23 protein-coding genes are annotated in these 26,558 nt (G+C 62.3%); 6 read left to right on the forward strand and 17 right to left on the reverse strand.

What is annotated here, in order from left to right; all coding sequences use genetic code 11:
- Positions 1 to 297 precede the first annotated feature (297 nt).
- Positions 298 to 1,419 carry a branched-chain amino acid ABC transporter substrate-binding protein gene (locus AB6Q56_RS11230; protein WP_434513268.1) on the forward strand — a complete coding sequence of 374 codons (1,122 nt, stop codon included), beginning with the start codon at positions 298 to 300 and terminating at the stop codon, positions 1,417 to 1,419.
- Positions 1,420 to 1,496: 77 nt separating this feature from the next.
- On the opposite strand, the gene AB6Q56_RS11235 is transcribed toward AB6Q56_RS11230, so the two are convergent.
- From AB6Q56_RS11235 to AB6Q56_RS11250, 4 genes are read right to left on the reverse strand one after another with little or no spacing between them, the layout of a single operon-like run.
- The gene (locus AB6Q56_RS11235) at positions 1,497 to 2,774 is read right to left on the reverse strand and encodes an HD-GYP domain-containing protein (RefSeq protein ID WP_434513269.1); all 1,278 of its coding nucleotides are present in this window, start codon (positions 2,772 to 2,774) and stop codon (positions 1,497 to 1,499) included.
- Positions 2,775 to 2,783: 9 nt separating this feature from the next.
- Positions 2,784 to 4,169: an efflux transporter outer membrane subunit gene (locus AB6Q56_RS11240; protein WP_434513270.1), complete on the reverse strand. Its 1,386-nt coding sequence runs from the start codon at positions 4,167 to 4,169 to the stop codon at positions 2,784 to 2,786.
- Entirely contained in the window at positions 4,166 to 7,300 is a 3,135-nt protein-coding gene (locus AB6Q56_RS11245) for an efflux RND transporter permease subunit (protein ID WP_434513271.1), read from the reverse strand. Before AB6Q56_RS11245 ends, AB6Q56_RS11240 begins: the two co-directional genes overlap by 4 nt.
- Before the next feature lie 9 nt (positions 7,301 to 7,309).
- A complete protein-coding gene (locus tag AB6Q56_RS11250) occupies positions 7,310 to 8,437 on the reverse strand; it encodes an efflux RND transporter periplasmic adaptor subunit (RefSeq protein WP_434513272.1) in 1,128 nt (375 codons plus the stop codon).
- Between the two features lie 244 nt (positions 8,438 to 8,681).
- Between AB6Q56_RS11250 and AB6Q56_RS11255 the strand changes: the two genes are divergently transcribed.
- The gene (locus AB6Q56_RS11255) at positions 8,682 to 9,839 is read left to right on the forward strand and encodes a lipase family alpha/beta hydrolase (protein WP_434513273.1); all 1,158 of its coding nucleotides are present in this window, start codon (positions 8,682 to 8,684) and stop codon (positions 9,837 to 9,839) included.
- A 79-nt stretch (positions 9,840 to 9,918) separates the two neighbouring features.
- Here the strand turns inward: AB6Q56_RS11255 and AB6Q56_RS11260 are convergent, their stop codons facing one another.
- A complete protein-coding gene (locus tag AB6Q56_RS11260) occupies positions 9,919 to 11,631 on the reverse strand; it encodes an ATP-binding protein (RefSeq protein WP_434513274.1) in 1,713 nt (570 codons plus the stop codon).
- Positions 11,568 to 12,440 (reverse strand): hypothetical protein, encoded by an 873-nt coding sequence (locus AB6Q56_RS11265; protein ID WP_434513275.1) that lies wholly within the window; start codon positions 12,438 to 12,440, stop codon positions 11,568 to 11,570. Before AB6Q56_RS11265 ends, AB6Q56_RS11260 begins: the two co-directional genes overlap by 64 nt.
- Positions 12,441 to 12,892: 452 nt before the next feature.
- On the opposite strand from AB6Q56_RS11265, the gene exaC reads away from it, so the two are divergent.
- The 3 genes from exaC (at position 12,893) to AB6Q56_RS11280 (ending at position 15,298) form a co-directional block, all read left to right on the forward strand.
- A complete protein-coding gene (gene exaC / locus AB6Q56_RS11270; protein ID WP_434513276.1) occupies positions 12,893 to 14,413 on the forward strand; it encodes an acetaldehyde dehydrogenase ExaC in 1,521 nt (506 codons plus the stop codon).
- Between the two features lie 165 nt (positions 14,414 to 14,578).
- Positions 14,579 to 14,950, forward strand: coding sequence for a DUF779 domain-containing protein (locus AB6Q56_RS11275; RefSeq protein ID WP_434513277.1), 372 nt, complete (start codon positions 14,579 to 14,581; stop codon positions 14,948 to 14,950).
- Between the two features lie 15 nt (positions 14,951 to 14,965).
- Positions 14,966 to 15,298: a c-type cytochrome gene (locus AB6Q56_RS11280; RefSeq protein ID WP_434513278.1), complete on the forward strand. Its 333-nt coding sequence runs from the start codon at positions 14,966 to 14,968 to the stop codon at positions 15,296 to 15,298.
- Between the two features lie 531 nt (positions 15,299 to 15,829).
- On the opposite strand, the gene AB6Q56_RS11285 is transcribed toward AB6Q56_RS11280, so the two are convergent.
- Genes AB6Q56_RS11285 through pedF form a run of 4 tightly spaced genes read right to left on the reverse strand, consistent with a single transcriptional unit; the run spans position 15,830 to position 18,570 of the window.
- Positions 15,830 to 16,360: a cytochrome b gene (locus AB6Q56_RS11285; RefSeq protein WP_434513279.1), complete on the reverse strand. Its 531-nt coding sequence runs from the start codon at positions 16,358 to 16,360 to the stop codon at positions 15,830 to 15,832.
- Positions 16,357 to 17,295 (reverse strand): beta-propeller fold lactonase family protein, encoded by a 939-nt coding sequence (locus AB6Q56_RS11290; RefSeq protein ID WP_434513280.1) that lies wholly within the window; start codon positions 17,293 to 17,295, stop codon positions 16,357 to 16,359. Before AB6Q56_RS11290 ends, AB6Q56_RS11285 begins: the two co-directional genes overlap by 4 nt.
- Positions 17,296 to 17,303: 8 nt before the next feature.
- Positions 17,304 to 18,152: a substrate-binding periplasmic protein gene (locus AB6Q56_RS11295; RefSeq protein ID WP_434513281.1), complete on the reverse strand. Its 849-nt coding sequence runs from the start codon at positions 18,150 to 18,152 to the stop codon at positions 17,304 to 17,306.
- Positions 18,142 to 18,570 carry a cytochrome c-550 PedF gene (gene pedF / locus AB6Q56_RS11300; protein ID WP_434513282.1) on the reverse strand — a complete coding sequence of 143 codons (429 nt, stop codon included), beginning with the start codon at positions 18,568 to 18,570 and terminating at the stop codon, positions 18,142 to 18,144. The genes AB6Q56_RS11295 and pedF overlap by 11 nt, the downstream gene beginning before the upstream one ends.
- 261 nt (positions 18,571 to 18,831) lie before the next feature.
- Here pedF and AB6Q56_RS11305 point away from each other — a divergent pair, with 261 nt between their 5' ends.
- A complete protein-coding gene (locus AB6Q56_RS11305) occupies positions 18,832 to 20,817 on the forward strand; it encodes a sigma-54-dependent Fis family transcriptional regulator (RefSeq protein WP_434513283.1) in 1,986 nt (661 codons plus the stop codon).
- 35 nt (positions 20,818 to 20,852) lie between these two features.
- Here the strand turns inward: AB6Q56_RS11305 and AB6Q56_RS11310 are convergent, their stop codons facing one another.
- The 7 genes from AB6Q56_RS11310 to AB6Q56_RS11340 form a co-directional block, all read right to left on the reverse strand.
- The gene (locus tag AB6Q56_RS11310; protein ID WP_434513284.1) at positions 20,853 to 21,233 is read right to left on the reverse strand and encodes a SirB2 family protein; all 381 of its coding nucleotides are present in this window, start codon (positions 21,231 to 21,233) and stop codon (positions 20,853 to 20,855) included.
- Positions 21,230 to 22,528 carry a hypothetical protein gene (locus tag AB6Q56_RS11315; protein ID WP_434513285.1) on the reverse strand — a complete coding sequence of 433 codons (1,299 nt, stop codon included), beginning with the start codon at positions 22,526 to 22,528 and terminating at the stop codon, positions 21,230 to 21,232. Before AB6Q56_RS11315 ends, AB6Q56_RS11310 begins: the two co-directional genes overlap by 4 nt.
- Before the next feature lie 30 nt (positions 22,529 to 22,558).
- On the reverse strand, positions 22,559 to 22,786 hold the full coding sequence (locus AB6Q56_RS11320; protein WP_434513286.1) for a DUF2249 domain-containing protein: 228 nt from the start codon (positions 22,784 to 22,786) through the stop codon (positions 22,559 to 22,561).
- A complete protein-coding gene (locus tag AB6Q56_RS11325; protein ID WP_434513287.1) occupies positions 22,783 to 23,229 on the reverse strand; it encodes a hemerythrin domain-containing protein in 447 nt (148 codons plus the stop codon). The genes AB6Q56_RS11320 and AB6Q56_RS11325 overlap by 4 nt, the downstream gene beginning before the upstream one ends.
- Positions 23,230 to 23,317: 88 nt before the next feature.
- The gene (locus AB6Q56_RS11330; RefSeq protein WP_434513288.1) at positions 23,318 to 24,058 is read right to left on the reverse strand and encodes an MBL fold metallo-hydrolase; all 741 of its coding nucleotides are present in this window, start codon (positions 24,056 to 24,058) and stop codon (positions 23,318 to 23,320) included.
- Positions 24,059 to 24,072: 14 nt separating this feature from the next.
- On the reverse strand, positions 24,073 to 24,696 hold the full coding sequence (locus AB6Q56_RS11335; protein WP_434513289.1) for a methyl-accepting chemotaxis protein: 624 nt from the start codon (positions 24,694 to 24,696) through the stop codon (positions 24,073 to 24,075).
- A gap of 79 nt (positions 24,697 to 24,775) precedes the next feature.
- Complete coding sequence (locus AB6Q56_RS11340) at positions 24,776 to 26,524, reverse strand: PHA/PHB synthase family protein (protein WP_434513290.1); 1,749 nt, start codon at positions 26,522 to 26,524, stop codon at positions 24,776 to 24,778.
- Positions 26,525 to 26,558 lie beyond the last annotated feature (34 nt).

Here is a 26,558-nt window from a genome sequence, read left to right on the forward strand (position 1 = left end):
GAATTGTTACAAACAGCCGTCAATCCTCTCAAATATGAAACATTTGAACTATTGAACACATCCTTGGAGCACCGGCTGACGCTGGCCGATAGGCAGAGCGGCGAGCACGACTGATATCCCGAGAAACGCCACCCCAAGCGACGCAGCCCAGTACCGATACGCCCCGCCCAGCACGGCGGATTTCCTTCCGGCACGCTTCCAGTACAATCGCCCTCATCAAGTCACTACTCAAAGGCCCTGCACCGGCATACCTCCCACATGCCGCGAAGGTATCGGACAACACACCAAGGACAACACATGAAAAAAATTGCTCTCGCCATCGCCGGTCTCGGCATCCTGGCGGCACCGGCCGCCGTGTACGCCCAAACGGTTGCCAAGATCGCCTTCGCCGGCCCCTTGACCGGCCCCATCGCCCACGTCGGCAAGGACGAGGAATACGGCACCCGCCTCGCACTGGACGATGCCAACGCCAAGGGCGTCACCATCGGCGGCCAGAAGATCCGTTTCGAAATGATGACCGAAGATGACCAGGGCGACCCGCGTCAGGCGACCATCGTCGCCCAGCGCATCGTCGACGCCGGCGCCAAGGGCGTCGTCGGCCACGTCACCTCGGGAACCTCCATCCCCGCAGCAGCCATCTATGAACAGGGCGGCATCCCGGCCATCACGCCATCCGCCACCAGCCCGAAACTCACCCAGCAGGGGCTGAAGATCGCCTACCGCGTCATCGCCAACGATTTCCAGCAGGGCGAAGTGATGGCCAAGTACGCCGCCACCGTGCTCAACGCCAAGAAGATCGCCATCATCGACGACCGCACCGCCTACGGCCAGGGCCTCGGTGACGCACTGGCTGAAAACCTCAAGAAACACGGCGTGCAGGTCGTTGCCCGCGAATACACCAACGACAAGGCTGTCGACTTCACCGCCCTGCTCACCCGCATCAAGAGCAAGCAGCCCGACGCCATCTTCTACGGCGGCATGGACGCCCAGGGCGCGCCGATGCTCAAGCAGGTCAAGCAGCTTGGCATCAACGCCCGCTTCCTCGCCGGGGATGGCGTGTGCACCAGCGAAATGCTGAAGCTGGCCGCCCAGGCCATGTCGAATGACGTCTATTGCACTCAGGCCGGCCTGCCGATCGACAAGATGCCAGGCGGCACCGAGTTCAGAAACCGCTTCAAGCAGCGCTTCAACACCGATATCCAGCTCTATGCGCCGTACGCCTACGATGCGACCAACGCGCTGATCGAAGCCATGAAGCTGGCCAACTCGGTCGAACCTGCCAAGTATCTGCCGATGCTGCAGAAGGTGAACTTCAAGGGCGTCACCGGCACCATCGCCTTCGACGCCAAGGGCGACAACCGCTTTGGCGGTATTTCGCTGTATCAGTTCAAGGATGGCAAGTGGATGGGCATCAACTGATGGCTGTTACCTGACATTAAAAGCCCTCCCGCCCACGCCGGAGGGCTTTTTAACGGGGTTTTGCTGCCTCGGCCGAGCTACCGCGGGGGTTCGGTCAGGAAGAAATAGCGGGGTATTTGGTCGGCCAGCATCTGGCTCAGTGCGGCTTCGGACAACCCACGTACGTCGCGATGGATGCCTTCGGCCATGTCGGCGAAGACATCGACGAAGGTGGCGTCAAAATGACTGCCGCACCCCTCGCGCAGGATGTCCAAGGCGTCCTCCAGGCTCATCGGCGCCTTGTAGGGGCGCTCGGACATCAGCGCATCGAAGACATCGACGATGGCAAAGATCCGTGCGTTCAGCGGAATTTCCTCGCCGCGCAACCCTCGTGGGTAGCCGCTTCCATCGAACTTCTCATGGTGGTTGCCGATCACCTCGCCGGCGGCGGCGAGCCAGTGAGAGTTGGCGATGATGTCCAGCCCCAGCCCGACGTGCTGCTTCATGGCTGAAAATTCGGCATCGTCAAGGCGCCCCGGCTTGAGCAGGATGGCATCGGAAATCCCGATTTTTCCGACATCGTGAAGAAAGGCGCCAAGGATCAGGTTGCGTATCTGCCCGCGCTCAAGGCCCAGCCGCTCGGCCAGTGCCACGGCATACAACGTGACCCGGTAATTGTGCTCGCCGGTATCCGAATCGCGCTTGGCGATGGCGGCACCGAGCACGGCTGCCGTTTCAACGTTACCGCGCAGGATGTCGCGTGATGCGCGTACCACGCCTCGATTCAACGCCAGAATGACCGGATAGAGGGCCAGGGCTGTGGCCAGGCTGACCAGCACGATGCCACCGAGGAAGCGCAGCAGCTTATCGCGTTGCTGCACGAGTTGCAGGTGATCCAGTTCGAAAGCCCCCTCCAGCATCCGACCTTGGCTGCCGTTCTCATCCGGTAGCCGGATCATGATCCTGATGATCGTCGCCCCGTCGACGACGAGCTTGTCGAAATGACGTCGGCCATCCGCTTCGAGCGGACTGGCCCGCGCCAACAGCGACTGCGACAACGCATGCCGGGCCGGATTGTCGATTTGCCGGAGCAGCACGCCTCGCGCATCGAAGACGCGAATCCACACGTAGTTCCTGCCGACAAATTCACGCGTCCGCTCCGCCAGCGGTGAGCTTTCGGCAGTTGCCCCGCCATGGATCTCCGGAGACAGGCTATGCAACTGCTGCATGGTCAGCGCCACCAGCCCTTCCTCGAATTTGCCGACCTCGACCCAGTAGCCGATGCCCGCCGCCAGCGGCGTCACCAGCAGCCACACCGCCAACAGTCTGAGCAGCAGTGTCCGTCGAAGACTTCCCAGGGTATGGACCGCGTCCATGCCAGCCCCTTAGCGAGCAGTTGACTGCCAGCCGCCTCCCAGCGCGAGATAGACCGCGATCAGCGCCTGCCGCCGTTCAAGAAGCGCCTGCACCTCCTGCGTCTCGGCCGAAAGCAGTTGCCGCTGGGCATCGAGAACCTCAAGGAAACTGGTCGTACCCGAACGGAAGCGCAGGTCGGCAAGACGCATAGCCTCCCGCGCAGCCGCAACACGACGGGCCTGGACGTCCATCAGCTCATTGCTGGTTTCGTAGGCGACCAGTCCGTTGGCCACTTCGCCCAGCGCGTTATCGATCGTCTTGCGGTAACCGATCAGGGCCTGCTCCAGTCGTGCCTCGGCGGCCGCCTTGTTGAAATAGATCCGCCCCCCGGCAAACAGGGGCATGAGCAGGTTGGGCCCCAGCGAGGCGACGGTCGGCGCACGGCCGTGGACGACATCGGACAAACTGGTGCTCACCCCGCCGAACATCGCGGTCAGCGAGAGGTTCGGGAAGAACAGGGCCTTGGCCTCGCCGACGCGGGCATTGGCCGCCACCAGGCGAGCCTCGGCCTGGCGGATGTCCGGACGCTGTTCAAGGAGGCGGGAGGGCAAGCCCGGGGGAATGAACCCCGGCAATTCAAGTTTGGGAGGGCCGGAGACCGGCAGGCGGCCGGGATGACGGCCGAGCAGCAGGGCAATCGCCGTTTCGGTTTCGGCGATCTGCCGCTTCAACGTGGGAATGGCGGCTTCGGTCGCCGCCAGGGCGCTTTCCTGCTGCCGCTCCTCCGCCGCGGAGGTGATGCCGGCCGCCGAGAGGCGCTTGATCAGGCCCAGCACGTCACCCTGGTTGCGGGCGCTGCGCTCGGTGATGGTCAGCGTTTCGTGCAAGGCCGCCAGCGTGAAATAGTAGCGAGCGACCTGCGCCACCAGCGAGGCATTCATACCGTCGCGCGCCGCCTCGTTGGCCACTAGTTCAGCCTGCGCGGCCTCGCTGGCACGCCGGTAGCGTCCCCACAAGTCGATTTCCCATGAGATTCCGGCGCCCCCCGTGAAACTGGAGGTGAATTGCTCGCCCGAGCGGTGCACCGTCGGCGACGTATTCAGGCTCAGCGATGCCTGCGGGAACAGCGGCGCCCGGGTAACCCCGGCCAGCGCTTCCGCCTCGCGCAAACGGGCCGCCGCAAGCAGTGCGTCCGGCCCGGCCGCCAACGCTTCATCGATCAGCGCCTGCAGTTGCGGGTCGGTAAACACTTCGCGCCAGTTACTGTCGGCAAACGAAGCCTTGTCCACCGCCTGTTCGGTAGCGGCGTACTTTTCCGGCAAGGGAAGTTCGGGGCGCCGGTAATCCGGGCCAACCGCACAACCGGCGGCAAACAGGCTGATCAGGGCAGCGGCAAGCGGCAGGCGGCGGGTCATGGCTTCACCTCCGGCGGGTTGGCCTCAGGCTTCGAAAAGCGTTTGACAATGCGATCGACGGCGACAAACAGCACCGGCACCATGAAAATCGCCAGGAAGGTGGCGGCGAGCATGCCGGAAAAGACGGTGATGCCCATCGACACCCGTGCCGCCGCCCCGGCGCCGGCGGCGATGATGAGCGGCACGACGCCCAGGATGAAAGCGAAGGAGGTCATGATGATCGGCCGCAGGCGAAGCTTGGCGGCTTCGATGGCGGCGCTGGTGGCATCGTGCCCCTCCTCGCGCTTCATCTTGGCGAATTCGACGATCAGGATGGCGTTCTTCGCGGCCAGGCCGATGAGCAGGATCAGGCCGATCTGCGCGTAGATATTGTTGCTCAGCCCGGTCGCCCACAGCCCGAGCATGGCGCCGAACACGCCCAGCGGCACGGCGAAGAGCACGGCGAAGGGTACCGCCCAGCTCTCGTACAGGGCGGCGAGGAAGAGGAAGACGAAGAGGATGGCGAGACCAAAGACAACCGGGGCCTTGCCAGCGGATTCCTTCTCCTGGCGGCTGATGCCCGACCATTCGAAGCCGTAGCCCGAGGGCAGCGTGGTGGCCGCCACCTCCTCCATGGCGCGGATGGCGTCGCCCGAGCTGTATCCCGGACCGGGATTGCCGCCAAGTTCGGCGGTCCGGTACAGGTTGTAGCGTTCCATGACCGACGGCGCGCTGATCGGCATCGGCGTCACGAAGGTGGACAGCGGGATCATCTGGTTGTCGCCATTGCGCACATGGAACAGCCCCACCCCCTGGATATCGCTGCGATATTCCGGCTCGGCCTGCATGGTGACCTTGTAGGTGCGGCCGAAACGGCTGAAGTCGTTGATATTCAGCCCGCCGAGGAAGGTTTGCAGGGCATTGGTGATGTCCGACACCGGAACACCCAGTTTCTTGGCCTTCTCGCGGTCGACGGACAGCCGGAAGGCGGGGGTGCGCGGATCGAACTTGGAGTAGATGCTGCCGATTTCCGGACGCTGGCGGGCGGCCGCCATGAAGTCATCGGCCACCTTGGCCAGCTCCTGCGGCGTTCCGCCCGAACGATCCTGCAACTTGAACGAGAAGCCGCCGGTCGCGCCGAGGCCGGGAATGGGCGGCGGGTTGAAGGCGAGCACCACGGCATCGGGCAGCTTGACCCCCTGCATGTAGGTACCGAGCAGGACGGTTTTCAGCGAATCGCCGGCGCGCTCCGACCACGGCTTGAGCGTAGCCACGAACAGCGCGCTGTCGGATTGTGGCGCACCGTTCAGGATGTTGTAGCCATTGATGATCAGGCGCTTGTCGACCGCCTCGTAGCCCTGGAGGATGGCGTCGACCTTCTCGGTGACGGCCTGTGTCCGGTTCAGCGACGCCGCTGCCGGCAACTGGACGCTGCCCAGGAAGTAGCCCTGGTCCTCCGCCGGCACGAAGCCGCCGGGCACCCGGTTCATCAGCCCGAAGGCGGAAAAGATCAGGATGCCAAGCATGGCCAGCGACAGCAGGCTGCGCCGGATCATGGTCTGGACCTTGCGGCCGTAGCTCGCGGTAATCCGATCGAAAACACGGTTGAAGGCGCCGAAGAAGCGGCTGCCAAGGCCCTGCTTTTCCTTGTCCTTGGGCTTGAGCATCAGGGCGCACAGGGCGGGCGTCAGCGACAGGGCAACGAAGGCCGAGAGGCCGGTGGATACGGCGACGGTGATGGCGAACTGCTTGTACATCACGCCGGAAATTCCGCCCAGGAAGGCCACCGGAACGAATACCGCCGCGAGAATGAGGGCAATGGCGACCACCGGCCCGGACACCTCCTCCATGGCCCGCAGCGTCGCATCGCGCGCGTCCAGGCCGCTGTGCTCCATGTGGTGCTCGACCGCCTCGACAACCACGATGGCGTCATCGACCACGATGCCGATGGCGAGCACCATGCCGAACAGGGTCAGCGTGTTGATGGTGAAGCCGAGCAGTGTAAAGGCGGCAAAGGTGCCGACCAGCGAAACCGGCACGGCGAGCATCGGGATGACCGTCGCCCGCCAGTTCTGCAGGAACAGGAAAACGACCACCAGAACCAGGACCAAGGCTTCGATGAAGGTATGCTTGACCTCCTCCAGCGAGGCTTTCACGAACACGGTGTTGTCGAGCACCATGTCGTAGCTCAGGTCGGCCGGAAAGGAGGCCGACAGCCGCTTCAGCTCGGCGTTGATCAGATCGGCCGTCTCGATGGCGCTGGCATCCGGCGTCAGATTGACCGAGAAGGCGGCGGCCGGACGGCCGTTGAGCCGCGCCTGGAAGACGTAATCCTTGGCGCCCAGCTCGACGCGGGCAATATCGCGCAGACGGATGAACGAACCGTCGGGTTTGGCCCGCACGATGACTTCCTCGAACTCGCTCACTTCGGCGAGACGCCCGCGCACCTCGATGCCGTACTGGAACTGCTGGGTCTTGGGTGCCGGCATCTGGCCGACCTGCCCGGCCGGCGCCTGCGCGTTCTGCTCCTGGATGGCGCGATAGACGTCATGCGGCGTCACCCCCAGGCTGGCCATGCGGTCCGGCTTCAGCCAGATGCGCATGCCGAATTCGGCACCGAACAGGCTGACATTGCCCACCCCCTTGACCCGCTTGATCGCCTCGACGACGTTGATCGTCGCGTAGTTCGACAGGAACAATTCGTCGTAGGTACCGTTCGGCGATACCAGCGCCACGTACATCAGCACGTCGGGCGTCTGCTTCTTGGTGGTGATGCCGGCCGAAATCGCTTCCGACGGCAAGCGGGCATTGGCCTGCGAAGCGCGGTTCTGGACCTGCACGGCGGCAATGTCGGCGTCGGTTCCCAGGCCAAAGGTAATGTCGAGGTTGTAGCCGCCGTTGCCGGCAGAACTCGAGCTCATGTAGAGCATGCCCTCGATCCCGTTCACCTGCTCCTCGATCGGTTGCGCCAGCGCCTGTTCGACGACCTCGGCACTGGCCCCGGGGTAAATGGCGCTGACCCGGATGGTGGGCAGGGTGATTTGCGGATACTGGGCAATCGGCAGACCGAGGCCGGCGATGATGCCGGCCAGCGTCAGGACGATGGCGGTGACAATCGCAAATACCGGCCTGAAGATGAAAAACCTGGCCATGGCGCCCCCTTACGGCTTGGTTGCGGCAAGCGGTTTGACGACGGCGCCCGGCTTGGCCTTCTGTAACCCGTCGACGACGATGCGTTCGCCCGCCTTGAGGCCATCCTCGACCAGCCATTTTTCTCCAATGCGCGCCCCGGTCTTGATCGGCCGCTGCTCGACCTTGTCGCCGGCGCCGACAACGCTGGCGAACTGCTTGCCCAACAACTCGGTGACAGCCTTCTGCGGTATCAGCAAGGCGTTCTGCGCCACTTCATACACGATGCGCACCCGCGTGTTCATGCCCGGCCGCAACAAGCCCTCGGGATTGGGGAAGACGGCACGCAGGGTCAGGGTGCCGGTTGCCGCATCGAGGGCGCGGTCGGCAAAATCCAGCGTGCCGCTTTGGGCATAGATGCTGCCATCGGCAAGCAGCAGCTCGATGGGGGATTTCCCTTCCTTCTTGACGGAAAGGTGACGCCGGGCGAATGCAATGTAATCGACTTCCGGAATGCTGAAGTAGGCGACCACCGGATCGAGGGTGGACACCGTGGCGAGGACTGTCTGCCCGGCGCTGGCCAGGCCGCCGACCTCGACTTTCTGCAGGCCGATCTGGCCGGCAATCGGCGAGCGGACATCGGCATAGGAGCGGTCGAGCCTGACTTTTTCAAGGGCCGCCCGGCGTGCCTGGACAACGGCGGCGTTCTGCTGCTCGGAAGCGACCGCCTGATCGTAGGTCTGGCGCGGGATGGCATTGTCCGGGAGCAGGGGCTTGTAGCGCGTCACGTCCTGACGGGCGCGGGCGAGGACGGCCTCGGCTTCGGCCAGCTTGGCCTGGGCATCGATGATCGCTTCGTCGTAGGCGCGCGGGTCGATGCTGAACAACAGCTCGCCCTCGCGGACTTTCTGGCCCGGCTTGAAATTCTGCTTGACGATCTGCCCCGAGACACGGGGGTAGAGATCGACTTCACGATACGCCCTGATTTCGGCGACCAGATCGACAGTCAGCGGCGTGGTCTGGCCGACCACCGTTTCGACAACCACCTCGGCAAGCGGGGGGGCTGCTGGCTTGGCTTCTTCCTTGCAAGCGGCTAGGCCGAGCAGCGAAGCAACAATGAGCGAACCGGTGAATGCATGTGCCTTGAGCGGTCGAGACATGGTCGTTGACTCCAACGGGCGTTGATCAGCAAGCTGGATAGAAAAATACCATGCCATCGACAATGTCTCTCGTATTTTTCTCTTGCAGCACAACGGATTCGAACGGCTGCGCTGTATTCTTGCAACATGCCACGAATCGGAAAACCCACTTTCAAGGGAGATGAAAACGGTGATTCGGCACTGGGCTCTACTGCTACTTTTCGGCATGGCAGGTTGCACGAACTTCTCGGCTTTGCGTCAGGATTTGCAAGAATCCCGCGCGCAACTCGGACGCATCGCGGGCGAGACCCGGTCCGCATCGTGTCCGGACTGCCCTATCGTTCTGGTAGCGCTCGAGAAACCCGATTCAACGCATGTCCATACCTATCGCGTCTATGAGCGGGCCGGTGGCTTTTCGCTGGTCATCCCGGGTGTCTCGCGTTACCTCTTCGCCTTCAACGATCTCAACAACGACTTTCAGTTTCAGGACAACGAACCGCACGCCTGGCTGCACTTGCCGGAAAGCTTTGGCGCCGGCGCCCAGGTCGACAACCTGAAACTGACACTGACACCCCGAGCCAACCAGCCATTGCCCGCCTTCGGCAATCTGTTCGATCTGCGCGGAGCCAACTCCGGGAGCATCGATGTCCAGCTCGGCAGCCCGACTCACCTCAGCGATCCCCGCTTCGACGAAGACATCGCGGAAACAGGCCTTTGGCAGCCCTGGCGTTTCATGAAGGAAGGCTACGCCGGCGTGTATTTCCTCGATGAATACGATCCCGGGAAAATACCGGTCCTGTTCGTGCATGGCATCAATGGCTCGCCCCGCAACTTCGCCATGCTCGCAGGTAGCCTGGATCGCAAGCGATTTCAGCCCTGGGTGTTCTACTACCCTTCGGGAATCGAGCTCGCCGCGATGGGGGACGCCCTCTTCGGCCTGTTGAGCGAACTCCATCATCGCCATGGGTTCAACGACCTGCACATCGTCGCCCACAGCATGGGCGGGCTGGTCAGCCGAGGCTATATCAAGACCTGCGCCAGAACGGACACCTGTCGCTACCTGCGATCCTTCGTCTCAATTTCCTCGCCGTTCGGCGGACATGAGGCGGCACGCAGCGGCGTAGTCTACGCACCGGCCGTCATTCCGGTCTGGCGCAGCATGGTGCCCGGCAGCGGCTTTTTGCGAACGCTGTTGACCGAACCGCCACCGGCCGGGGTAGCACACCACTTGCTCTTCGGATATCGCAACAACGCGATGGTCGGCAGCGCAAGCAGCGATGGCACCATCTCGCTGACCAGTCAGTTGCGGCCCGAAGCCCAGAGCCAAGCTACCAGCATCCGCGGCTTCAACGAGGATCACATGTCCATTCTCGATGCCGCAGAAGTGCTTCGCTACGTCAATCACCTGCTCGAGGCGAGGTGAAGCCGGCTGCTACCGGCCGTATCCCGATAGATCGTGTTTAAGGGCAGAATCGGCCAGGCACGAACGGCAAGGTTCCCGATCAGTTCGGCACGCGATCCTGCACCGCACCCCCGGCCTTCATCCTCTCATCCGAAAGCCACCTCAACAGAACCTTGAAAAGAAGCTCGGGATCGACCGGCTTGCTGATGAAGTCGCTCATCCCGGCCTCCAGGCAGCGCGACTTGTCCTCCAGGAAGGCGTTGGCCGTCATCGCCAGAATGGGCGGACAGCCGTCGGCCAAACTCCGCCGAATCTGGCGCGTCGCCTCCAATCCATCCATGCGCGGCATCTGCATGTCCATCAGGATCAGGTCGTAACGATTGCCGATGGCAAGTGCGACGGCTTCTTCCCCATCGGCCGCCGTATCGACCTCCAGATTCAAATCGCTTAACAGTTCCAGCGATATCTCACGGTTGATGGCTTCGTCATCGACCAGCAGAATACGCGCTCCGGCACAAGCCGTTCTCAGGGTTTGACGCACCAGCCGGACATCGGATTGCGCTTCCTCGGCGACATTACCGAACGACTTGGGGAGAGAAACGACAAACCAGAAAGTGCTTCCCTCGCCGGGTACGCTGTCAACACCGACCTGCCCTCCCATCAACTCTGCGAGCTTCCGGGAAATGGCCAGCCCGAGACCGGTTCCACCATACTTGCGGGTGGTCGAGTTGTCGGCCTGCTCGAACGACGCGAACAGCCGCGCCAAGGCTGCCGGCGCGATGCCCATCCCGCTATCCCGAACCTCGATGCGGATGGTAACCGCCTGCTCGTCATCCGTCAGCGCGCGCACAGACAGAGTAACCCCGCCCTGATCCGTGAATTTGATTGCATTGGAGACAAAATTCATCACGATCTGCTTGATCCGCGTCGGGTCGCCCATTACGCGTGAATGATCGAGCACGACATCCGAAACGAGTTCCAGATGCTTGGCTTTCGCCTGAGCGGAAAAAATGCTCATGATGTTTCCAACAAGCTCGTTCAGGTCGAATGCCACGACTTCCAGAGCCAGCTTCCCGGCTTCGATTTTCGACAGGTCGAGAATCGCGCTGATGATTTCGAGCAGATGCTGGCTAGCCGTCTCGACAGCGTTCAGCCTGTTCCGTGCAGTCTCGGGCAGGGACTCCCTGCGCAACAGGTGCACCATGCCGGTAATGGCGTTCAGCGGCGTGCGTATTTCATGGCTCATGTTGGCCAGAAAATCGCTCTTCGTGGCATTCGCCGCTTCGGCGACCTGGCGTGCGATGGCCAGCTGCTCATTGGCCAAGGCTAAATCACGGGTACGCTGAGCAACCTTGTCATCGAGATCATCCCCCCAGCGCCGCAGGTCAGCGGTCTGCTGCCCGATAGTCTCCAGTAATTGATCAAACAAGGTACCGAGGCGCACCAGCTCGTTGTCGCCCGGCATGGAACCAACCCTGACACTCAAGCTGCCAGTGCTGACGGCGCGCATGGCAGACTCCAAGCGGGTAAGCGGTTCGAGAATTCCCCGCGCCAAACGCCAGCTTCCCAATGTGGCGAGCAGCGAAATCACGCCCAGAAAAACCATTATCGCCGTCAAGACCTTCCAGCGTAGCGCATCGAACGGTGCCTCCGGAATGCCCACATACAGCATGCCGACACGATTTCCGGAGAAATCAGTGATCGGATCGTAAGCCGTCATCGCCCAATGGTTAACCACAAAGGCACGGCTCACCCACGCCTGTCCGCGGTCAAGCACCTGTTCCTTGACGACCTGAGAAACCCGGCTCCCCACGGCGCGCTCTCCATCCCCCCCCTGACAGTCGTCGCAATACGCACGTCACCCAGAAAGAGCGTCACGGTTTCGCCTCCCCCCATACTGCGCAGTTGTCCCTCTGAACCGATCTTCGCCAGGTAGTCGACAAAGCCATAATTCCGGTTCAACAACACACCTCCAACCACGAACAATCGCCCCCGTCCCGCACGCTCGGGCATGGGAGCTGCGCTCAGGATCAACAAGCCACGCGACTCCAAATTTGCGCTGCTCGGTGCCGCCAAGGGCGTGTCGACCAGCGGCAACCTTGCCTGGTCGTCAAGACCGCGCGCCAAGCGCCTCAAGGTATCTCCCGAGACAACCTCGAGCCCCGACATGCCCTGTCCCCCACTCAGGACGGCTCGAACAAGAGGGGTGTCAAGATAGTCTTCCCCGGACCTGACGCCATCACCTGCGCCAATGATCTTGCCTGACTCATCCAGGACCGCGACAAAATCGAACCCGAGATTCTGGCGGCGCGAAGCCAAAACATCATTCAGTGAAACATGTGGCTCGGAATGCATCGCCAACTCGAGAATCCGTGCCGTATTCGCCAGCGAATTCACCGACGACAGCACCTCGCTTTGAACATGCAGCAGATGATCATGGGTGACGGCCAAATCCGATTCGACCTTACCCTGCATAAGCCGCTCGGCAACGACATTGCCAGTCAAGACCAGAATGACGGCCAACACCGGTAGTGCGGCCAAGGGCAGTAGTGCCAATACCCACAAGCGAAGCTTCAATCCGCCGCGATGGAAGATGCGACGCCCGACAGCGCAAACATTCATCGAATACGCCCTTAAATGTTGATCCTCGACCGAGAAAGGCCTGCCATCATCGTCTCATTCCATAGCTGGCAAATCAACATTAAATCGACAAAATCCAAAAAAATAATATTCATCAACCATACGCTCCGCAGGCTCATTCCGATGGAGAAATCCAGCAACAGCCCCCGCTGAACAATGTGCATCGCACACGCGGGATCGCTTTGCTTCATTAGTGAGCAATTGCTCCGGAAATCAACACCAACAGAACATTCCGCCGCAATTCACCCCCTCCAAGAACAACCGTAACCGCATGTTTTTATTCATTTTTAATTACACCACCGGGAACCCTGCCCAACTGGCATGCGGCGTGCGCTTCCTTTGGCACGAGTCACGGCAGATCGAACGCTCCATAGCCCATCTGCCGACTTTGAGTAACCCGTTCGCAATTTCATTCCAGAAAACAGGAGACAACCATGATTTATGCAGCCCCCGGTACCGCCGGCGCCAAGATCGCCTACAAGGATCGTTACGAGAACTTCATCGGCGGTAAGTGGGTCGCCCCGGTCAAGGGCCAGTACTTCGACGTGGTCACCCCGGTCAACGGCAAGCCCTACACCAAGGTTGCCCGCTCCTCCGCCGAGGATATCGAGCTGGCGCTGGACGCCGCCCACGCGGCCTTCCCGAAGTGGGGCAAGACCGACGCGACGACCCGTTCCAACATCCTGCTCAAGATCGCCGACCGCATCGAGGCCAACCTGGAATTGCTGGCCTACGCCGAAACCGTCGATAACGGCAAGCCGATCCGCGAAACCCTGAACGCCGACATCCCGCTCGCCGTCGACCACTTCCGCTACTTCGCCGGCTGCCTGCGCTCGCAGGAAGGCGGCATCTCGGAAATCGACGAGAACACCATGGCCTATCACATCCACGAGCCGCTGGGCGTCGTCGGCCAGATCATCCCGTGGAATTTCCCGATCCTGATGGCCGCCTGGAAGCTGGCTCCCGCCATCGGCGCCGGCAACTGCGTCGTGCTCAAGCCGGCCGAATCGACCCCTGTCTCCATCCTGATCATGATGGAACTGATCGCCGACCTGCTGCCGGCCGGCGTACTCAACGTCGTCAACGGTTTCGGCCGCGAAGCCGGCATGCCGCTCGCCACCAGCAAGCGCATCGCCAAGATCGCCTTCACCGGCTCGACCTCCACCGGCCGCGTCATCGCCCAGGCCGCCGCCAACAACCTGATCCCGGCCACCCTGGAACTCGGCGGCAAGTCGCCGAACATCTTCTTCGCCGACGTCATGGACAAGGATGATGCCTTCCTCGACAAGGCCATCGAAGGCCTGGTGCTGTTCGCCTTCAACCAGGGCGAAGTGTGTACCTGCCCGAGCCGCGCGCTGATCCAGGAATCGATCTACGACAAGTTCATGGAACGCTGCCTCAAGCGTGTCGCCGCGATCAAGCAGGGCTCTCCGCTCGATACCGACACCATGATGGGTGCCCAGGCCTCGCAGGAGCAGATGACCAAGATCCAGTCCTACCTGCAACTCGGCAAGGATGAAGGGGCCGAATGCCTGATCGGCGGCGACCGCGCCCACCTCGGCGGCGACATCGAAGGCGGCTTCTACATCCAGCCGACCCTGTTCAAGGGCCACAACAAGATGCGCATCTTCCAGGAGGAAATCTTCGGGCCGGTGCTCGCCGTGACCACCTTCAAGGATGAAGCCGAAGCCCTGGCCATCGCCAACGACACCATCTACGGCCTCGGTGCCGGCGTGTGGAGCCGCAACGGCAACGTTGCCTACCGCATGGGCCGCGCCATCCAGGCCGGCCGCGTATGGACCAACTGCTACCACGCCTACCCGGCGCACGCTGCCTTCGGCGGCTACAAGGAGTCCGGTATCGGCCGCGAGACCCACAAGGTCATGCTCGACCACTACCAGCAAACCAAGAACCTGCTCGTCTCCTACTCCGAGAACAAGCTGGGCTTCTTCTAAGCAAGCAATTCGGCGCCGCCCGGCTACCACGCCCTTATCCCGGGGCTTGGCGGCGACTGGGCGGCGCCTCAGAGGCATCTCCTCCACTCGCCCTTTGTTTTGCGGGCAATTTTACGGGGCGGGCGACCGCCCCCCCTTTTTCGGCTTCGTTTTTGGGAGAAGAACATGGTTGACCGCGTCATCGCCACCCCGGCCACGCTGGAACTCATCGCCACCCTGAAACAACAGTACGGACCGGAACTGATGTTCCACCAGTCCGGCGGCTGTTGCGACAACAGCGCCGCCAACTGCTACCTGCCCACCGACCTGACCATTGGGCCCTACGATGTCCACCTGGGCGACATTGGCGGCGTGCCCTTCTACATCAGTGCCTCGCAGTACGAATACTGGAAGCACACGCAACTGATCATCGACGTGATCGACGGCTCGGGCGGCGCCTTCTCGCTCGAAGGCAATACCGGCAAGGCTTTCCACACCCGCTCCCGGCTGTTCACGGACCCAGAATGGGCCGAACTGCAGGCCGCCGGGCTCGTTTAACTCAAGGAAACATTCATGAATCAGCAACTGCAAAACGCGCTGCTGCTTGGCTTTGCCGCAGCGGCCGTCCTGATCGCCACGCCGTCCGCGCAGGCCTCGGAAGCCATCGTCAAGAAGGCCCGCTGCGTGGCCTGTCACGCCGTCGACCAGAAGCGGGTCGGACCGGCCTACAAGGAAGTAGCGGCCAAATACAAGGGCGACGCCAAGGCGCCCGCCATGCTCTTCGCCAAGGTTCGCGAAGGCGGCAAGGGCAACTGGGGCGAAATTCCGATGATCCCGCATCCGGCCGACAAGATCGGCGACGACGATCTCAAGGCTGCCGTCCAGTGGATTCTTGCGCTTGACTGAAGCCAGCCCAAGCTGACCAGCGCCCCGGTTTCAGGGCGCCCAGGGAGAACAGCACCCTCCCATGCAGAATGGCCGCAAGCCATCGGATGTGAAACCACGAAAACCGGGCTCAATGCCCGTTTTTTTGTTCGGCCGCCAACTGCGCAGTCCATCCAGCCCGAGAATGGCAAATCGATCAACCGCATGATTCCGGAGGAAATCATCCCGGCGACCGGCAAGCGGCACTTCGCCCCGCCCCTGGTAGACCTGCGGATACCGGGACTATGCGGCAGCCGAGATCATCCGCAAGCCTCCGCCACCCAATCGCTTCGATGCCGAAGCAGTGATCGTCATCGTGCTTCCCGCCCGCGCAAACACGCGAATGGCAAGCGAGCATTGCCTATGCCCCAAGGCGCTCCGCCCAGACTTCGCGCCCGTGGCATCCGGAAAAAAGCCACCGCAAAGGTGGCTTTCTTTTTCCCCGGAGAATTGCAAGGCGAAGCTGCTATTACTTTAGTGAGCACAACAGTGCTCCAGCATGGAACAAGGTGTTCATTTTCTGAACACTTCAGGCAGCATGCGAGCAACCATGCCATCCCGGAGCAAGGCGTGCTTGATCGCGCCGGCAATGTGCAAGGCGATCAAGGCTGCCCCGCTCCACACGAACAGCACGTGCAATAACTTGAAGGTTCCATTCAAGCCCTCATCCGGCCAACCCAGCTTAGGCACTTCAAGACCAAAGAATTTGAGTGGGTATTGCGTGAAGGACGAGGCCAGGTAGCCCATGATCGGGGCGCAGACCAGGAAAACATAGAGCAAATGGTGCACCGCCATCGCCAGCCGGGCTTCGTTGCCGACAGCCAGCGAAGCCGGGGCTGGGTGCCTGGCGCGCCACAGCAGGCGCACGATGACCAACCCCATGGCCAGCAGGCCGAGCGACTTGTGCAAACCGTAAGCGGCGCTGCGCTCTGCCCCCTTGGGCAGGTCGACCATGGTCCACCCCAGCCAGAGCAGCCAGACGACGATGACCGCCTGCCCCCAGTGGAGCAGGATGGCCGGCAGGGTATAGCGTTGGACGTTCATTGGATGCTCACTCCCCAGGGCAATTCGCCGACTTCGATGTCGACGCGCTTCTTCAGGTCGGCGGTATCGATCACCGACACCGTGCCGGAACGGCCGTTGGCGACATACAGCTTGCTGCCGTCGGGCGTCAGTGCCATGTTCCACGGCCGCTTGCCGACCTCGATGCTGGCGACGACCGTGTTGCTGGCGACGTCGATAGCCATCACCGAGGGATCGCGGCCATTGGAAACGAACACCCGCCTGCCGTCGGGATGGATGGCGATACCGTTCGGGTATTGCCCAGCCGCGATCTCCGCCACCACCCGGCGCTGCTGCACGTCGATGGCGTACACCTTGCCGGCCAGCTCGCTGGCGACGTAGGCGCGACTGCCATCCGGCAGGAAACCGATGCCGCGCGGACGCTTGCCGACCGGAATGCTGGCGACCTGCTTGCGGCCGGCGACATCGATCACGTCGACCTGCTCGGCCTCCTCGGCGCTGACGTAGAGCCAGCGACCGTCGGGACTGAACACCGCGTGTTCCGGGTTTTTCCCCTGCACCTTGATGCGAGCCGACTGACGGCCATCGCTCGCGCTCAGCAAGGCAACGCTGTTATCGTCCTCGACAGCCACCGCCAGCATCCTGCCATCGGGCGAAAGGCTGACGCCCTCGGGCGAATCGCCGATGCGCACGGTTTTGAGGAGCTTGCCTTCTACCGTATCGACGATCAGCAGGCTACCTGTCTTGCCGTCGGTCAGATAGAGCCGCCCGCTGCCGACGGCGATGCCGCGCGGCCGCTCGCCGACCGGAATGTCGCGCAGGCGCTGGTCGGTGGTGGTATCGATGACGCTGACCGTGGCCGATTTTTCGTTGGGCACATAGGCCAGCGGGCCGGCCATGGCCGGCCCGCCGAAAATGGCCAGCAGGGCCGCGCAAAGAAGGGAAGCAGATCGCATGGGGAGACTCAGGCCGGTTGGTGGGAAATGCCGTAACGCTTGAAGATCGCGGCGATGCTGCCATCGCGCTTGAGCTCGGCCAGGGCGGTGCCGATGGCTTCGGCCAGCGCCTGGTCCTCGACCTTGACGGCCATGCCCAGCGGCCAGCCATCCATCTTCAATTCGGGCAGATGCGGCGTGTCGATGACCATCCGTGTCTGCCCCTGCAGCGCCGCCTCCAACTCGGCACGCTGGGCGAGGACGGCGGAAACTCGGCCCTCGGTCATGGCCCGAGCGGCTTCGGCCACGGTCTTGAAGTGCACGACATTGTCGCGCAGGCGGCCGTTGAGTACCGACAGCAGGAAGGAATCGGCCAGGGATGTCGTCTCGACGCCGATCTTCTCGCGGGTGAACACCTCCAGCGCCACGGCGGCAGAGCCTGACGGCGGCTTCGGAATGCGCTCCGGATTGCGCGCCAGGGCAAGGGTTTCGCGATGGTAGGCGCCGAAGATCCGCACCTTGTCGTTGGCGCGCGCCAGGTACTCGTCGACCGGCACGTGCATCATCACGTCGGAAGGCTGGGCGCCGAGATAGTGCCCCTTCCAGACCATGTTGCGCAGATCGTCGTTCATGTCCTCGTCGGCGTTGTAGCCGACTATCTCGGCAGTCACCCCCAGCTTGGCAGCAATCGCGCGGGCGATGTCGGCGTCGATCCCCTTGCCGCCCGCCATCGAGTATGGCGGAAACTCGTTATAGACAGCCACCCGCAAGCGGCCGCGCTGGCGGACCGAATCCAGCGTATCCGCCACTGCCGGCAGGCAAGCGGCCAGGGGCAGGACGGCGCATGCCTTCAGCCAAAGACGGCGATTAGTCTTCATGGACGGTTTCCAGCCAGGTACGGATAGCCCACATCGCTTCCTGCGACAGGATGCCTTCGAACGGCGGCATGTAAACCCGACCGTCACGAACCGAGCCCTTGCGGATGCGCGGCAGGAAGACCTCGTCCCCCTCGTCGCCGAGCGGCAAGTAGCGCAGATCCGGCGCGATGCCGCCGGAAATGGCACCCAGGCCGTGGCAGCGGGCGCAGTTCTGGTTGTAGGCGGAGTCGCCGATGCGGATGGCGGTCTTGTCCTTGCGGTACGGATTGGCTTGCTGGAAATCGGCGCCGAGACTCTTCAGACCGGTCGTATCGACCGCCTGCGGCACGACATCGCCGTGGGCAAACACACGGGGGGCTGCAATGCCGATGGACAAGGCTGCGACAAGGGCGCAGAGGTTATGGGAAGCGTGTTTCACATTGTCTCCTTGATTGAGGTCCGGTTACTGCCGTAGTAAGTCCCCTTCTGCAAACCCTGTGCCAGGCATCGCTTCACGACAGGCCAAGTCCGACGGTTCGCCCTTGTCGACAAAATTCGGAGAAAATGCGTAATCGCATGAACGTCTGGCACGCCGCTTGCTCAAAGAGGGTACGCATTGCTCGCCGCATTGCTGATAAAAAGTGCAGCTGTTACGTTTTGCAACAACACAATAAAAAAATCTGGAGCATCCGGAGGAGAGATGGGACAAATTCAACGACTGCCCGACGCGCACGACCAGCGTCTGCAGCAGGCAAGGCAACTATTCTTCGACCAGGGCGACCTGCCGGACGGCCTGGTCGACCCGATGATCCTGCGCTCCTGGGAGCGCTGCCGCCGCTTCGGGCTGGGCGATTCGAACTACGCCCCGGCCATGGATGCCATGGATCGCGTCGCGCTCAAGACCGAACAGGAGCGCAACCGCCTCCTGCTCACCCAGGGACGCTCGATCATGGAACATGTCTTCGAGCAGATCCGCGACTCGGGCAGCATGGTCATCCTGGCGGATTCCAACGGACTGCTGCTGGAAACGGTCGGCGACGCCGACTTCGTCAGCCGCGCCGACCGCGTCGCGCTGCTCGCCGGCGCCTCGTGGGACGAGAACCTGCGCGGCACCAACGCCATCGGGACAGCGCTCTCCGAAGAGACGCCGATTGCCGTGCTGGGCGGCGAACACTTCCTCGAAAACAACGGCTTCCTGACCTGTTGCGCCAGTCCCATCTTCGGACCGGATGGCCGACTGATCGGCGTACTCGACATTTCCGGCGACTACCGCAGCCATCAACGCCATACCCTGGGCCTTGTCCGGCTGTCATCGGCCATTGTCGAAAAGCGCGTCTTCGAAACAGCGCATGCCCGCGACATCCTGGTCTGCTTCCACGGACGGGCCGACTACCTGGGCAGTCCCAAGGAGGGCATGGCCGCCGTTTCGCCGGATGGCCAGGTGCTGGCCATCAACCGCAATGGAGTCGACCTGCTCGGCATCCGCCAGGTCGACGCGGTACGCCGCGACTTCTCGATGGTCTTCGAAAGCAACCTCGCCGCCCTCGTCGACCGTCTGCGTCACAATCCGCAGTCCACCTGCGAAATCAACGTCAATGGCAAATCCTTCCATCTCCAGCTGCGCGGGCAATTGCCGCCGCAGAGCGTGGCAGGTCGCGTCTATGACGAGCTGCCGCCACCGCGTCCTGCCCGCCGGCCGGAGAGCGGCTGCACGCCCAAGCTGACACTCGACACCCTGAACACCGGCGACCTTCGCTTCCAGGCCGCCATCGACCGCGCCCACCGCATGCTCGACCGCGACATCCCGATCCTGATCCAGGGCGAATCCGGCGCCGGCAAGGAAATGTTCGCCAAGGCCTTCCACAACAGCGGACCGCGCCGTGACGCCCCCTTTGTGGCGCTCAACTGTGCCTCCATTCCCGAGTCGCTGATCGAATCCGAGCTATTCGGCTACCAGGGTGGCGCCTTTACCGGGGCCCGCAAGGAAGGCGCGCCAGGCAAGATTCAGCAGGCCCATGGCGGCACGCTGTTCCTCGATGAAATCGGCGACATGCCGCTCAATCTGCAGGCCCGTCTGCTGCGTGTCCTGCAGGAGCGCTGCGTGACGCCGCTGGGCAGCACCCGTTCGATCCAGGTCGACATTTCACTGGTCTGCGCCACACACCGCAAACTGCGCGAAGAAGTCGCCCGCGGCACCTTCCGCGAGGATCTTTACTACCGCCTCAACGGCATGAGCGTTACCCTGCCCGCCTTGCGCGAGCGCACCGACATCCGCACCCTGGTCAACAAGCTGGCTGCCGCCGAAACCGCATCGCGTTCCGCGCCGGTACGTTTCTCGGAAAGTGCGCTCCAGGCCATCGAGGGCTATGCCTGGCCGGGCAACATCCGCCAGCTGTTCAACGTGATCCGGGTCGCCATCGCCCTGCTCGACGACGACGAAACCCTGATCACTGAAACCCACCTCCCCGAGGAATTGTTCGAGACCTCGCCGTTTGCCCGGAGTGCCGCCCCCACGGCCCACGACCCATGGGCCGCCGCGCCGCCCGACGGTCCGAACAGTCTCGACGCGATCAGTCGACAGGCGGCGATGCGCGCGCTGGAAGCCGCGGGCGGCAATATCTCCTCGGCCGCCCGCCAATTGGGAATCAGCCGCAACACCCTGCACCGCAAGCTGGGGCGGATGTAAGCGATGTGCCGCCCTGTTGCTCGGGGCGGTACCGTTCAAAACAGGATCAGTGGATTGCGCGACAGCGCAACGCCGACGATGTAGGCGTAGGCGGCCAGCGCAAGGACGAAATAGCGCGTTCGCAGCGCGCGGGTCCGGCCGCGCCTGAGCGCCATCGTGCCGAGCAGGATGTAGGCGACGAGCCCGAACAGCTTGGCAGTGAGCCAAGTGCTGACGAAGGGGTACTGGCCGCTCATCCAGGCCAGGGTCAGCGCGCTGCCCAGAAGCAGCGTATCGATCACATGCGGCAATACCCGCGCCAGGCGATGACTGGCCAACGGTGATTCGCGCATCATCCAGATACCGCGCAGACAGAAGCCCAGGCCGCTAAGAATGACACAGGTCACATGCAAGTGTTTGATCGCCAGATAGCTCATAGCGCTGCCAGTTTTTCCGCCATCTCGGCCTGCGCCCGGCGATAACGCCGGACGGCACCAGCCAGGTTCCAGAACAGCCAGCCGTTGGCCAGCGCGAAGGCCAACCCGGCCGGCCTGGCCAGCCAGTCAGGTACGATCACCGCCGCCAGCAACAAGGCCAGCACCACGGTATAGGCAACCATCTGCCGCTGGCAATCGGTATCTGACAATATCTTGTTCATGGCCGGGGCCGGTATTTTTGCCTGGCCAAAATTCTGCAGATGCAGCCAGGTGAGAAAAGCGGAAATCTTGTAGAGCATGCCGGTAATGAAAGGCAGGAAACCGCCGGCAAGGATCAGGATACCGAAACCGATCGTCCATCCGCCCAGTTCGCTGGCCGCCGGCCAGAGCACTGAAACCAGCAGCATCAGCAAGGCGGCCGCGCTCGCCGTCAGACCGAGCTGCCAGTAGCGGTAAGTGGCATCGGCCCGCGCCCGGCGTCGCTTTCCCTGCAAACGCAGCGTCAGCACGCAGAAGGCGATACCGGCAAGCGCCGCCAGCCCCTGGCTCAACTGCACCAGCCATTCCACGCTTCCCAGCACGCCGCCGCTCCACAGCAGCAACAGGAGGAGCATGGCCACCGGGAACCACCAGCTGGGCCGCGCCGGGTAGCCCGGGGTCAGCTGAAACATCGGTACGACGACGTAGGCCATCGCGACGAGCAATATCCCGGCCCAGCCCCCCAGCCCCCAGCCGGCATGGAGATCGACCAGCGCTGCAAGCGGAAGCGACCAGCCGTAGGCCAATTCAAAGGCCAACAACATGCCGAGTCCGACCGTGCCTGCCAACCCGACAAGAGCCAGCTTGAGGCCGCGTATGGTCGGACTGGTCGATGGCACCCCGGCCAGCGCCTGGACGCACACCGCCAGAAAATACAGCAGGGTAGCTCCCAGTAGCAGCGCAGCGGCACTCAGCGGCCATGGGGTAGCGGCCAGAAAACCGGCAGCTAGCAGCAGAACCCCACCGCTCAATCCGACGTGGACGATGCGGGCCACGCGTAGCGGATGCCGGAGGTTGGCGCCGGCGACGACCGGCAGAATCTGGATCAGGGCGCCCAACATGACCTGCAGCATGAAACCCACCGTGACCAGATGGGTGGCCGCCAGCGCGCCGGGCATCCAGCGCGACGCCATGAGCTGCGGGCCGTTCCAGGCCAGCAACAGGCCGGCCAGGACGGCGAACAACGGCGCGGTCAGGAAGAAGCGCAACGGCGCCGCGAAAGGCGGCGCGTTTTCAAAAGACAGCAAGGCTTGCATCGTTGCAGCGTGAAAGCAGCCGATACCCGGTCAGCGCGAAATCAGGATTTCGAAGGTGCCGTCGGGCAGCAGTTCGGTTTCGTAGTCATGACCGTTCTGGCGCAGCACCTTGTACAGCGGATGCGGCTCGCGGAAGAGGAGAAGCAACATCTTCTCGCCCTCCTTCAGGGTATCGAGCATTTCCATGGTCGCCACGAAGGGGCCGGGCGGTTCCATGTAGCGGGCGTCCACGACATGCGGGGTCTTCGGGTGGCTCATTCGTCGCGCAGCTCCATTTCCAGCCGTTCGAGAACGGCGGGCAGTTCGGCGGAAAGATGCTGGTCGCACATCGGGTAGAGAATGTTCTCTTCCTTCATGTTGTGCTGCTGCATCATGATCAGCAAGGTCTCGGCCAAGCCGAGATATTCGTCGGTATCGCCCGACTCGATGGCGTTCCGGGCGTCGTCGAGCAAGGCACGCATTTGCTGGTGCTCCATGCGCATCACCTGGGTCGGCCCCATGCTCATGCCGGTCTTGGCTTCGAACGTCGGGAAAAGGGTTTTTTCCTCGCATTCGAAATGCGCCAGCACGGAGGACTGGAAGTGCCCGAAGGCTGCGCGGGCAGCCGCGATATTGTTCTTGCCGATGGCCTGCTCGGCCTCGGCGAAAAAATCATCGCAACGACGATGATCGTCAGTCATGAAGCTACGTATGGTGGTCATGTATTTTTTCTCTCTGTGGGTTCCGTCAGAGCCATTCTCGCGGGATGCCCTGGGAATGCTCTTTGACCACCGTCAAATCCTGAAAGATTCAGCCGTTAACGATCCCGACCTGCAATTCGTCGAACCAGTTGATGAATCGCTGAACGTCATCGCCCTGGTAGATCGCCCCATGTTGCGGACAGAGCATGTCGATATCCAGTTGGGCGACACGCTCGCACCAACGGCGCTTGGCCTCGTTAGAGCCCATCCAGCGGCGGTGGAAGCCTTCCGCATGGCGGATATGCTTGTCGAAATGCTCTACGAACAGGCCCTCTTCGCCAGGCGGCAGCAGCGCGGCGCCGACGTCGCCGGAAAATAGGATTCTGGCGGTCTTGTCATAAAGGTTGAAATTGCCCGACGAATGCAGGTAGTGCGCCGGCACCGCACGCAGGGTCAGGCCGCACAGGGAAATATCGGAACCTTCGTCGGGAATGCTGACGAAGGTATCCGCGGTTCCTCCGAAATGCGGAATGAAGCCGCTCCATAGCCAGCTGACGTGACAACGCATGCCGGGGTTGAATTCGAGCCAAAGAGCCAGCGATGAACAGATGTCCGGATCCTGGTGCGACGCGAAGATACCGGCCAGCGCCGACGGATCGAACTCGGCGGAGAGCGCAGAAAAAACAGCGGGAAATACCTCGGCACCGCCCGGATCGAGCAACAGTCCCTGCCCGCCGTGGGTTACCAGGTATTCATTGGTGTCGATCAGATAGTTCGGTTTTTCCGGATCGCGCACGATTGCAATCCATTTGTGATCGCCGTCCTGAAAAATCGTTTTTGTTGTTTTCACGCATTCCCCCCGGGTTATTTCGTGGCAAAAAAAGCCGAATGGCGCAGCGACTCCAGCGATACCCGTATTTCCTCGACAACACCATCAAACTCGCCGGAAACCTGTGACAGCGGCACGGCGAACGATTGGCCGTAGGCAGCCTCGATCTTTGCCGATTTGGCCAATACGCCACCCAACTCCACCATCCTGAAGGCATCCTCGAGCGCCCGCTTGAGTTGCCGGCGCTGGCTGGCAAGACTCTGCGCATGCCGTTCGTTCTCGATTTCGCGTGCAGCCAGCACGGCTGCGACCTCGGGCTTGGGTGACATGGCCACCGCCTGGCGCAACAACCGGGTATGACGGATGTCCTGCAGCATGCGCGACACGTCGTCGACACAGGCATGCACCAGCCCGGTCAGCGACGACATGCAGTCCCGCAAATCCTGCGAGAACACCCGCAATTCGTTCGACAGCACGCCGAAGCCCCGGGCCGCCGTTCCCGCCCGCTTGGCAAGGAAAATGGCGTTGAGCGCCATGATATTGATCTTGAATGCGACATTGACGACGGACTTGATTTCTTCATTGATACGGACAATGCGCATCAAATCGACGCCCGCCTGCGGAGTCTTGTGCGCTGCCGGGACCAGAGCCGTTGTCATGAATGCCTCACGAGGGTTTCGTCAGCCCGCAATGTACCAATTCGGGCTGGCGAGAACCAGCCCGAATAAGCGGCAAGCGCTACTTTTCGAACACGTAGCTTCCCGGCGCATTGCCCAACGACGGGAACTTGCGATTGGCCGCCGGATAAGGATCGACCCACTCGCCGGTTCGCTCGCCCAGCCAGCCCACCCAATCGTCCCACCACGTCCCCTCGCGCTTGTCTGCCCGCTCGAACCAGTGTTCCCAATGTTCGTTGCGTACCGGCTCGCCGATCCAGTAGGCGCGCTTGGGCGGCTTGGCCGGGGGATTGACGATGCCGAGGATGTGCCCGGAAGTGGAGAGCACGAAGCGCACCGGCGCCTCGACGTTGATGTACTTGCGGATGCGGTAGCACTGCTTCCACGGCGCAATGTGATCGTCTTCCGCCGTCACGGCATAGAGCGGCTGGACGATGTTGTCGAGGTCGATGGATTCGCCGGCAATCGTCAGCTTGTCGCGCTTGATCAGGTTGTTGTTCAGGTAGAACTCGCGCAGGTAATAAGCATGCATGGCCTGCGGCATGCGCGTCGTATCCATGTTCCAGAACAGCACATCGAACGGCGGCAGCGGCTCGCCGAGCAGGTAGCTGGACTCCCAGTAATGCCAGATCAGGGAGTTGGAACGCAACATGCGGAAAGACGAGGCCATTTCGTTGCCGTCGAGGTAGCCCTTCCTGGCCATCGATTCCTCAAGCGCACCGATACAGGCGTCGTCGATGAAGACATCGATATCGCCCGGATGCGCGAAATCGGTCAGCGTCGTAAACAGCGTCCAGTGCGCCACCGGCACCTTGTCCTTGCCGAAACGCTTGTTGGCCCAGGCCATATAGGTGCTGACCAGCGTGCCGCCGATGCAGTAGCCGACCAGGTGCACCTGGGGCTGCTTGCAGAATTCGGCCGCAACCCGCACCACCTCGTTGACGCCCTCGAGCAGGTAGTCGTCGAAGCGGACATCCGCCATGTCGGCCCCCGGATTCTTCCAGCTGGTGATGAACACAGAGAAGCCCTGATCGGTCAGGTGCTTGACCATGCTCTTCTTGGCATTCAGATCGAGGATGTAGAACTTGTTGATCCACGGCGTGATGATCACGATGGGCATCGCCCGCACCTTGGGCGCGGTCGGCTCATAGTGGATCAGTTCGACCAGGCGGTTGCGGAAAATGACCTTGCCGGGCGTATTCGCCAGATCCTCGCCGACCGTGAAGGCGTCCGGCTCGACCATCAGGATGTTCTTGGCCTTGAGGTCGCGCTGGAAATGCTCCCAGCCCTGGCGCAGGCTTTCGCCGTTGGTTTCAACGAAACGGCGCATGGCCACCGGGTTGAGCCAGAAGAAATTGGTCGGTGCCACCATGTTCAGCCAATTGCGCAGCCAGAAGGCGGAACGCCGACGCTCCTTGTCGGACAGGCCCGGGGTTTCGAAGAACATGTCCTCCAGGCGGCGGGTGAAGGCGACATACCATTCCTTGACGATGTCCCAACTGGCCGATTCGGTCCACACCGGATCGGCGAAGCGCGCATCGTCGGCATGCGGCTTGATCACATCCGTCGACGGTATGCCCAGCGCCCGGCGCATGACATGCGACTGCAGGGCGAGCAGATCGCCCGACAAGGCATTGGCGGCCCGCGCCAGCTCCTGCGGATGCATCAACCAGGCCATCTGGGCTGCCAGCATCGAAGTGGTCACCCCATAGGGATCGATCGCCTTGCTAACCGCATTGCCCAGCGTTTCCATCGGGCTTTCGCTGCGGATATCAACTGCGTTGTGCTTGCCATTTGAATTACCGGACATGATGAAACCTCTTAATGACCTGATAGTCAGTTAT

It is taken from the genome of Dechloromonas sp. ARDL1, from assembly GCF_051122455.1.
In the GTDB taxonomy this organism is placed as follows: Bacteria; Pseudomonadota; Gammaproteobacteria; order Burkholderiales; family Rhodocyclaceae; genus Azonexus.

What these genes read in the sequence shown, in the direction of transcription:
- AB6Q56_RS11280 (WP_434513278.1), top strand. Translation starts at nt 14,966, where the DNA reads ATGAATCAGCAACTGCAAAACGCGCTGCTGCTTGGCTTTGCCGCAGCG.
- AB6Q56_RS11240 (WP_434513270.1), bottom strand. Translation starts at nt 4,169, where the DNA reads ATGACCCGCCGCCTGCCGCTTGCCGCTGCCCTGATCAGCCTGTTTGCC.
- AB6Q56_RS11310 (WP_434513284.1), bottom strand. Translation starts at nt 21,233, where the DNA reads ATGAGCTATCTGGCGATCAAACACTTGCATGTGACCTGTGTCATTCTT.
- AB6Q56_RS11335 (WP_434513289.1), bottom strand. Translation starts at nt 24,696, where the DNA reads ATGACAACGGCTCTGGTCCCGGCAGCGCACAAGACTCCGCAGGCGGGC.
- AB6Q56_RS11275 (WP_434513277.1), top strand. Translation starts at nt 14,579, where the DNA reads ATGGTTGACCGCGTCATCGCCACCCCGGCCACGCTGGAACTCATCGCC.
- AB6Q56_RS11320 (WP_434513286.1), bottom strand. Translation starts at nt 22,786, where the DNA reads ATGAGCCACCCGAAGACCCCGCATGTCGTGGACGCCCGCTACATGGAA.
- AB6Q56_RS11245 (WP_434513271.1), bottom strand. Translation starts at nt 7,300, where the DNA reads ATGGCCAGGTTTTTCATCTTCAGGCCGGTATTTGCGATTGTCACCGCC.
- AB6Q56_RS11250 (WP_434513272.1), bottom strand. Translation starts at nt 8,437, where the DNA reads ATGTCTCGACCGCTCAAGGCACATGCATTCACCGGTTCGCTCATTGTT.
- AB6Q56_RS11235 (WP_434513269.1), bottom strand. Translation starts at nt 2,774, where the DNA reads ATGGACGCGGTCCATACCCTGGGAAGTCTTCGACGGACACTGCTGCTC.
- AB6Q56_RS11325 (WP_434513287.1), bottom strand. Translation starts at nt 23,229, where the DNA reads ATGACCACCATACGTAGCTTCATGACTGACGATCATCGTCGTTGCGAT.
- AB6Q56_RS11285 (WP_434513279.1), bottom strand. Translation starts at nt 16,360, where the DNA reads ATGAACGTCCAACGCTATACCCTGCCGGCCATCCTGCTCCACTGGGGG.
- AB6Q56_RS11340 (WP_434513290.1), bottom strand. Translation starts at nt 26,524, where the DNA reads ATGTCCGGTAATTCAAATGGCAAGCACAACGCAGTTGATATCCGCAGC.
- AB6Q56_RS11290 (WP_434513280.1), bottom strand. Translation starts at nt 17,295, where the DNA reads ATGCGATCTGCTTCCCTTCTTTGCGCGGCCCTGCTGGCCATTTTCGGC.
- exaC (WP_434513276.1), top strand. Translation starts at nt 12,893, where the DNA reads ATGATTTATGCAGCCCCCGGTACCGCCGGCGCCAAGATCGCCTACAAG.
- AB6Q56_RS11295 (WP_434513281.1), bottom strand. Translation starts at nt 18,152, where the DNA reads ATGAAGACTAATCGCCGTCTTTGGCTGAAGGCATGCGCCGTCCTGCCC.
- AB6Q56_RS11265 (WP_434513275.1), bottom strand. Translation starts at nt 12,440, where the DNA reads ATGAATGTTTGCGCTGTCGGGCGTCGCATCTTCCATCGCGGCGGATTG.
- AB6Q56_RS11315 (WP_434513285.1), bottom strand. Translation starts at nt 22,528, where the DNA reads ATGCAAGCCTTGCTGTCTTTTGAAAACGCGCCGCCTTTCGCGGCGCCG.
- AB6Q56_RS11305 (WP_434513283.1), top strand. Translation starts at nt 18,832, where the DNA reads ATGGGACAAATTCAACGACTGCCCGACGCGCACGACCAGCGTCTGCAG.
- AB6Q56_RS11230 (WP_434513268.1), top strand. Translation starts at nt 298, where the DNA reads ATGAAAAAAATTGCTCTCGCCATCGCCGGTCTCGGCATCCTGGCGGCA.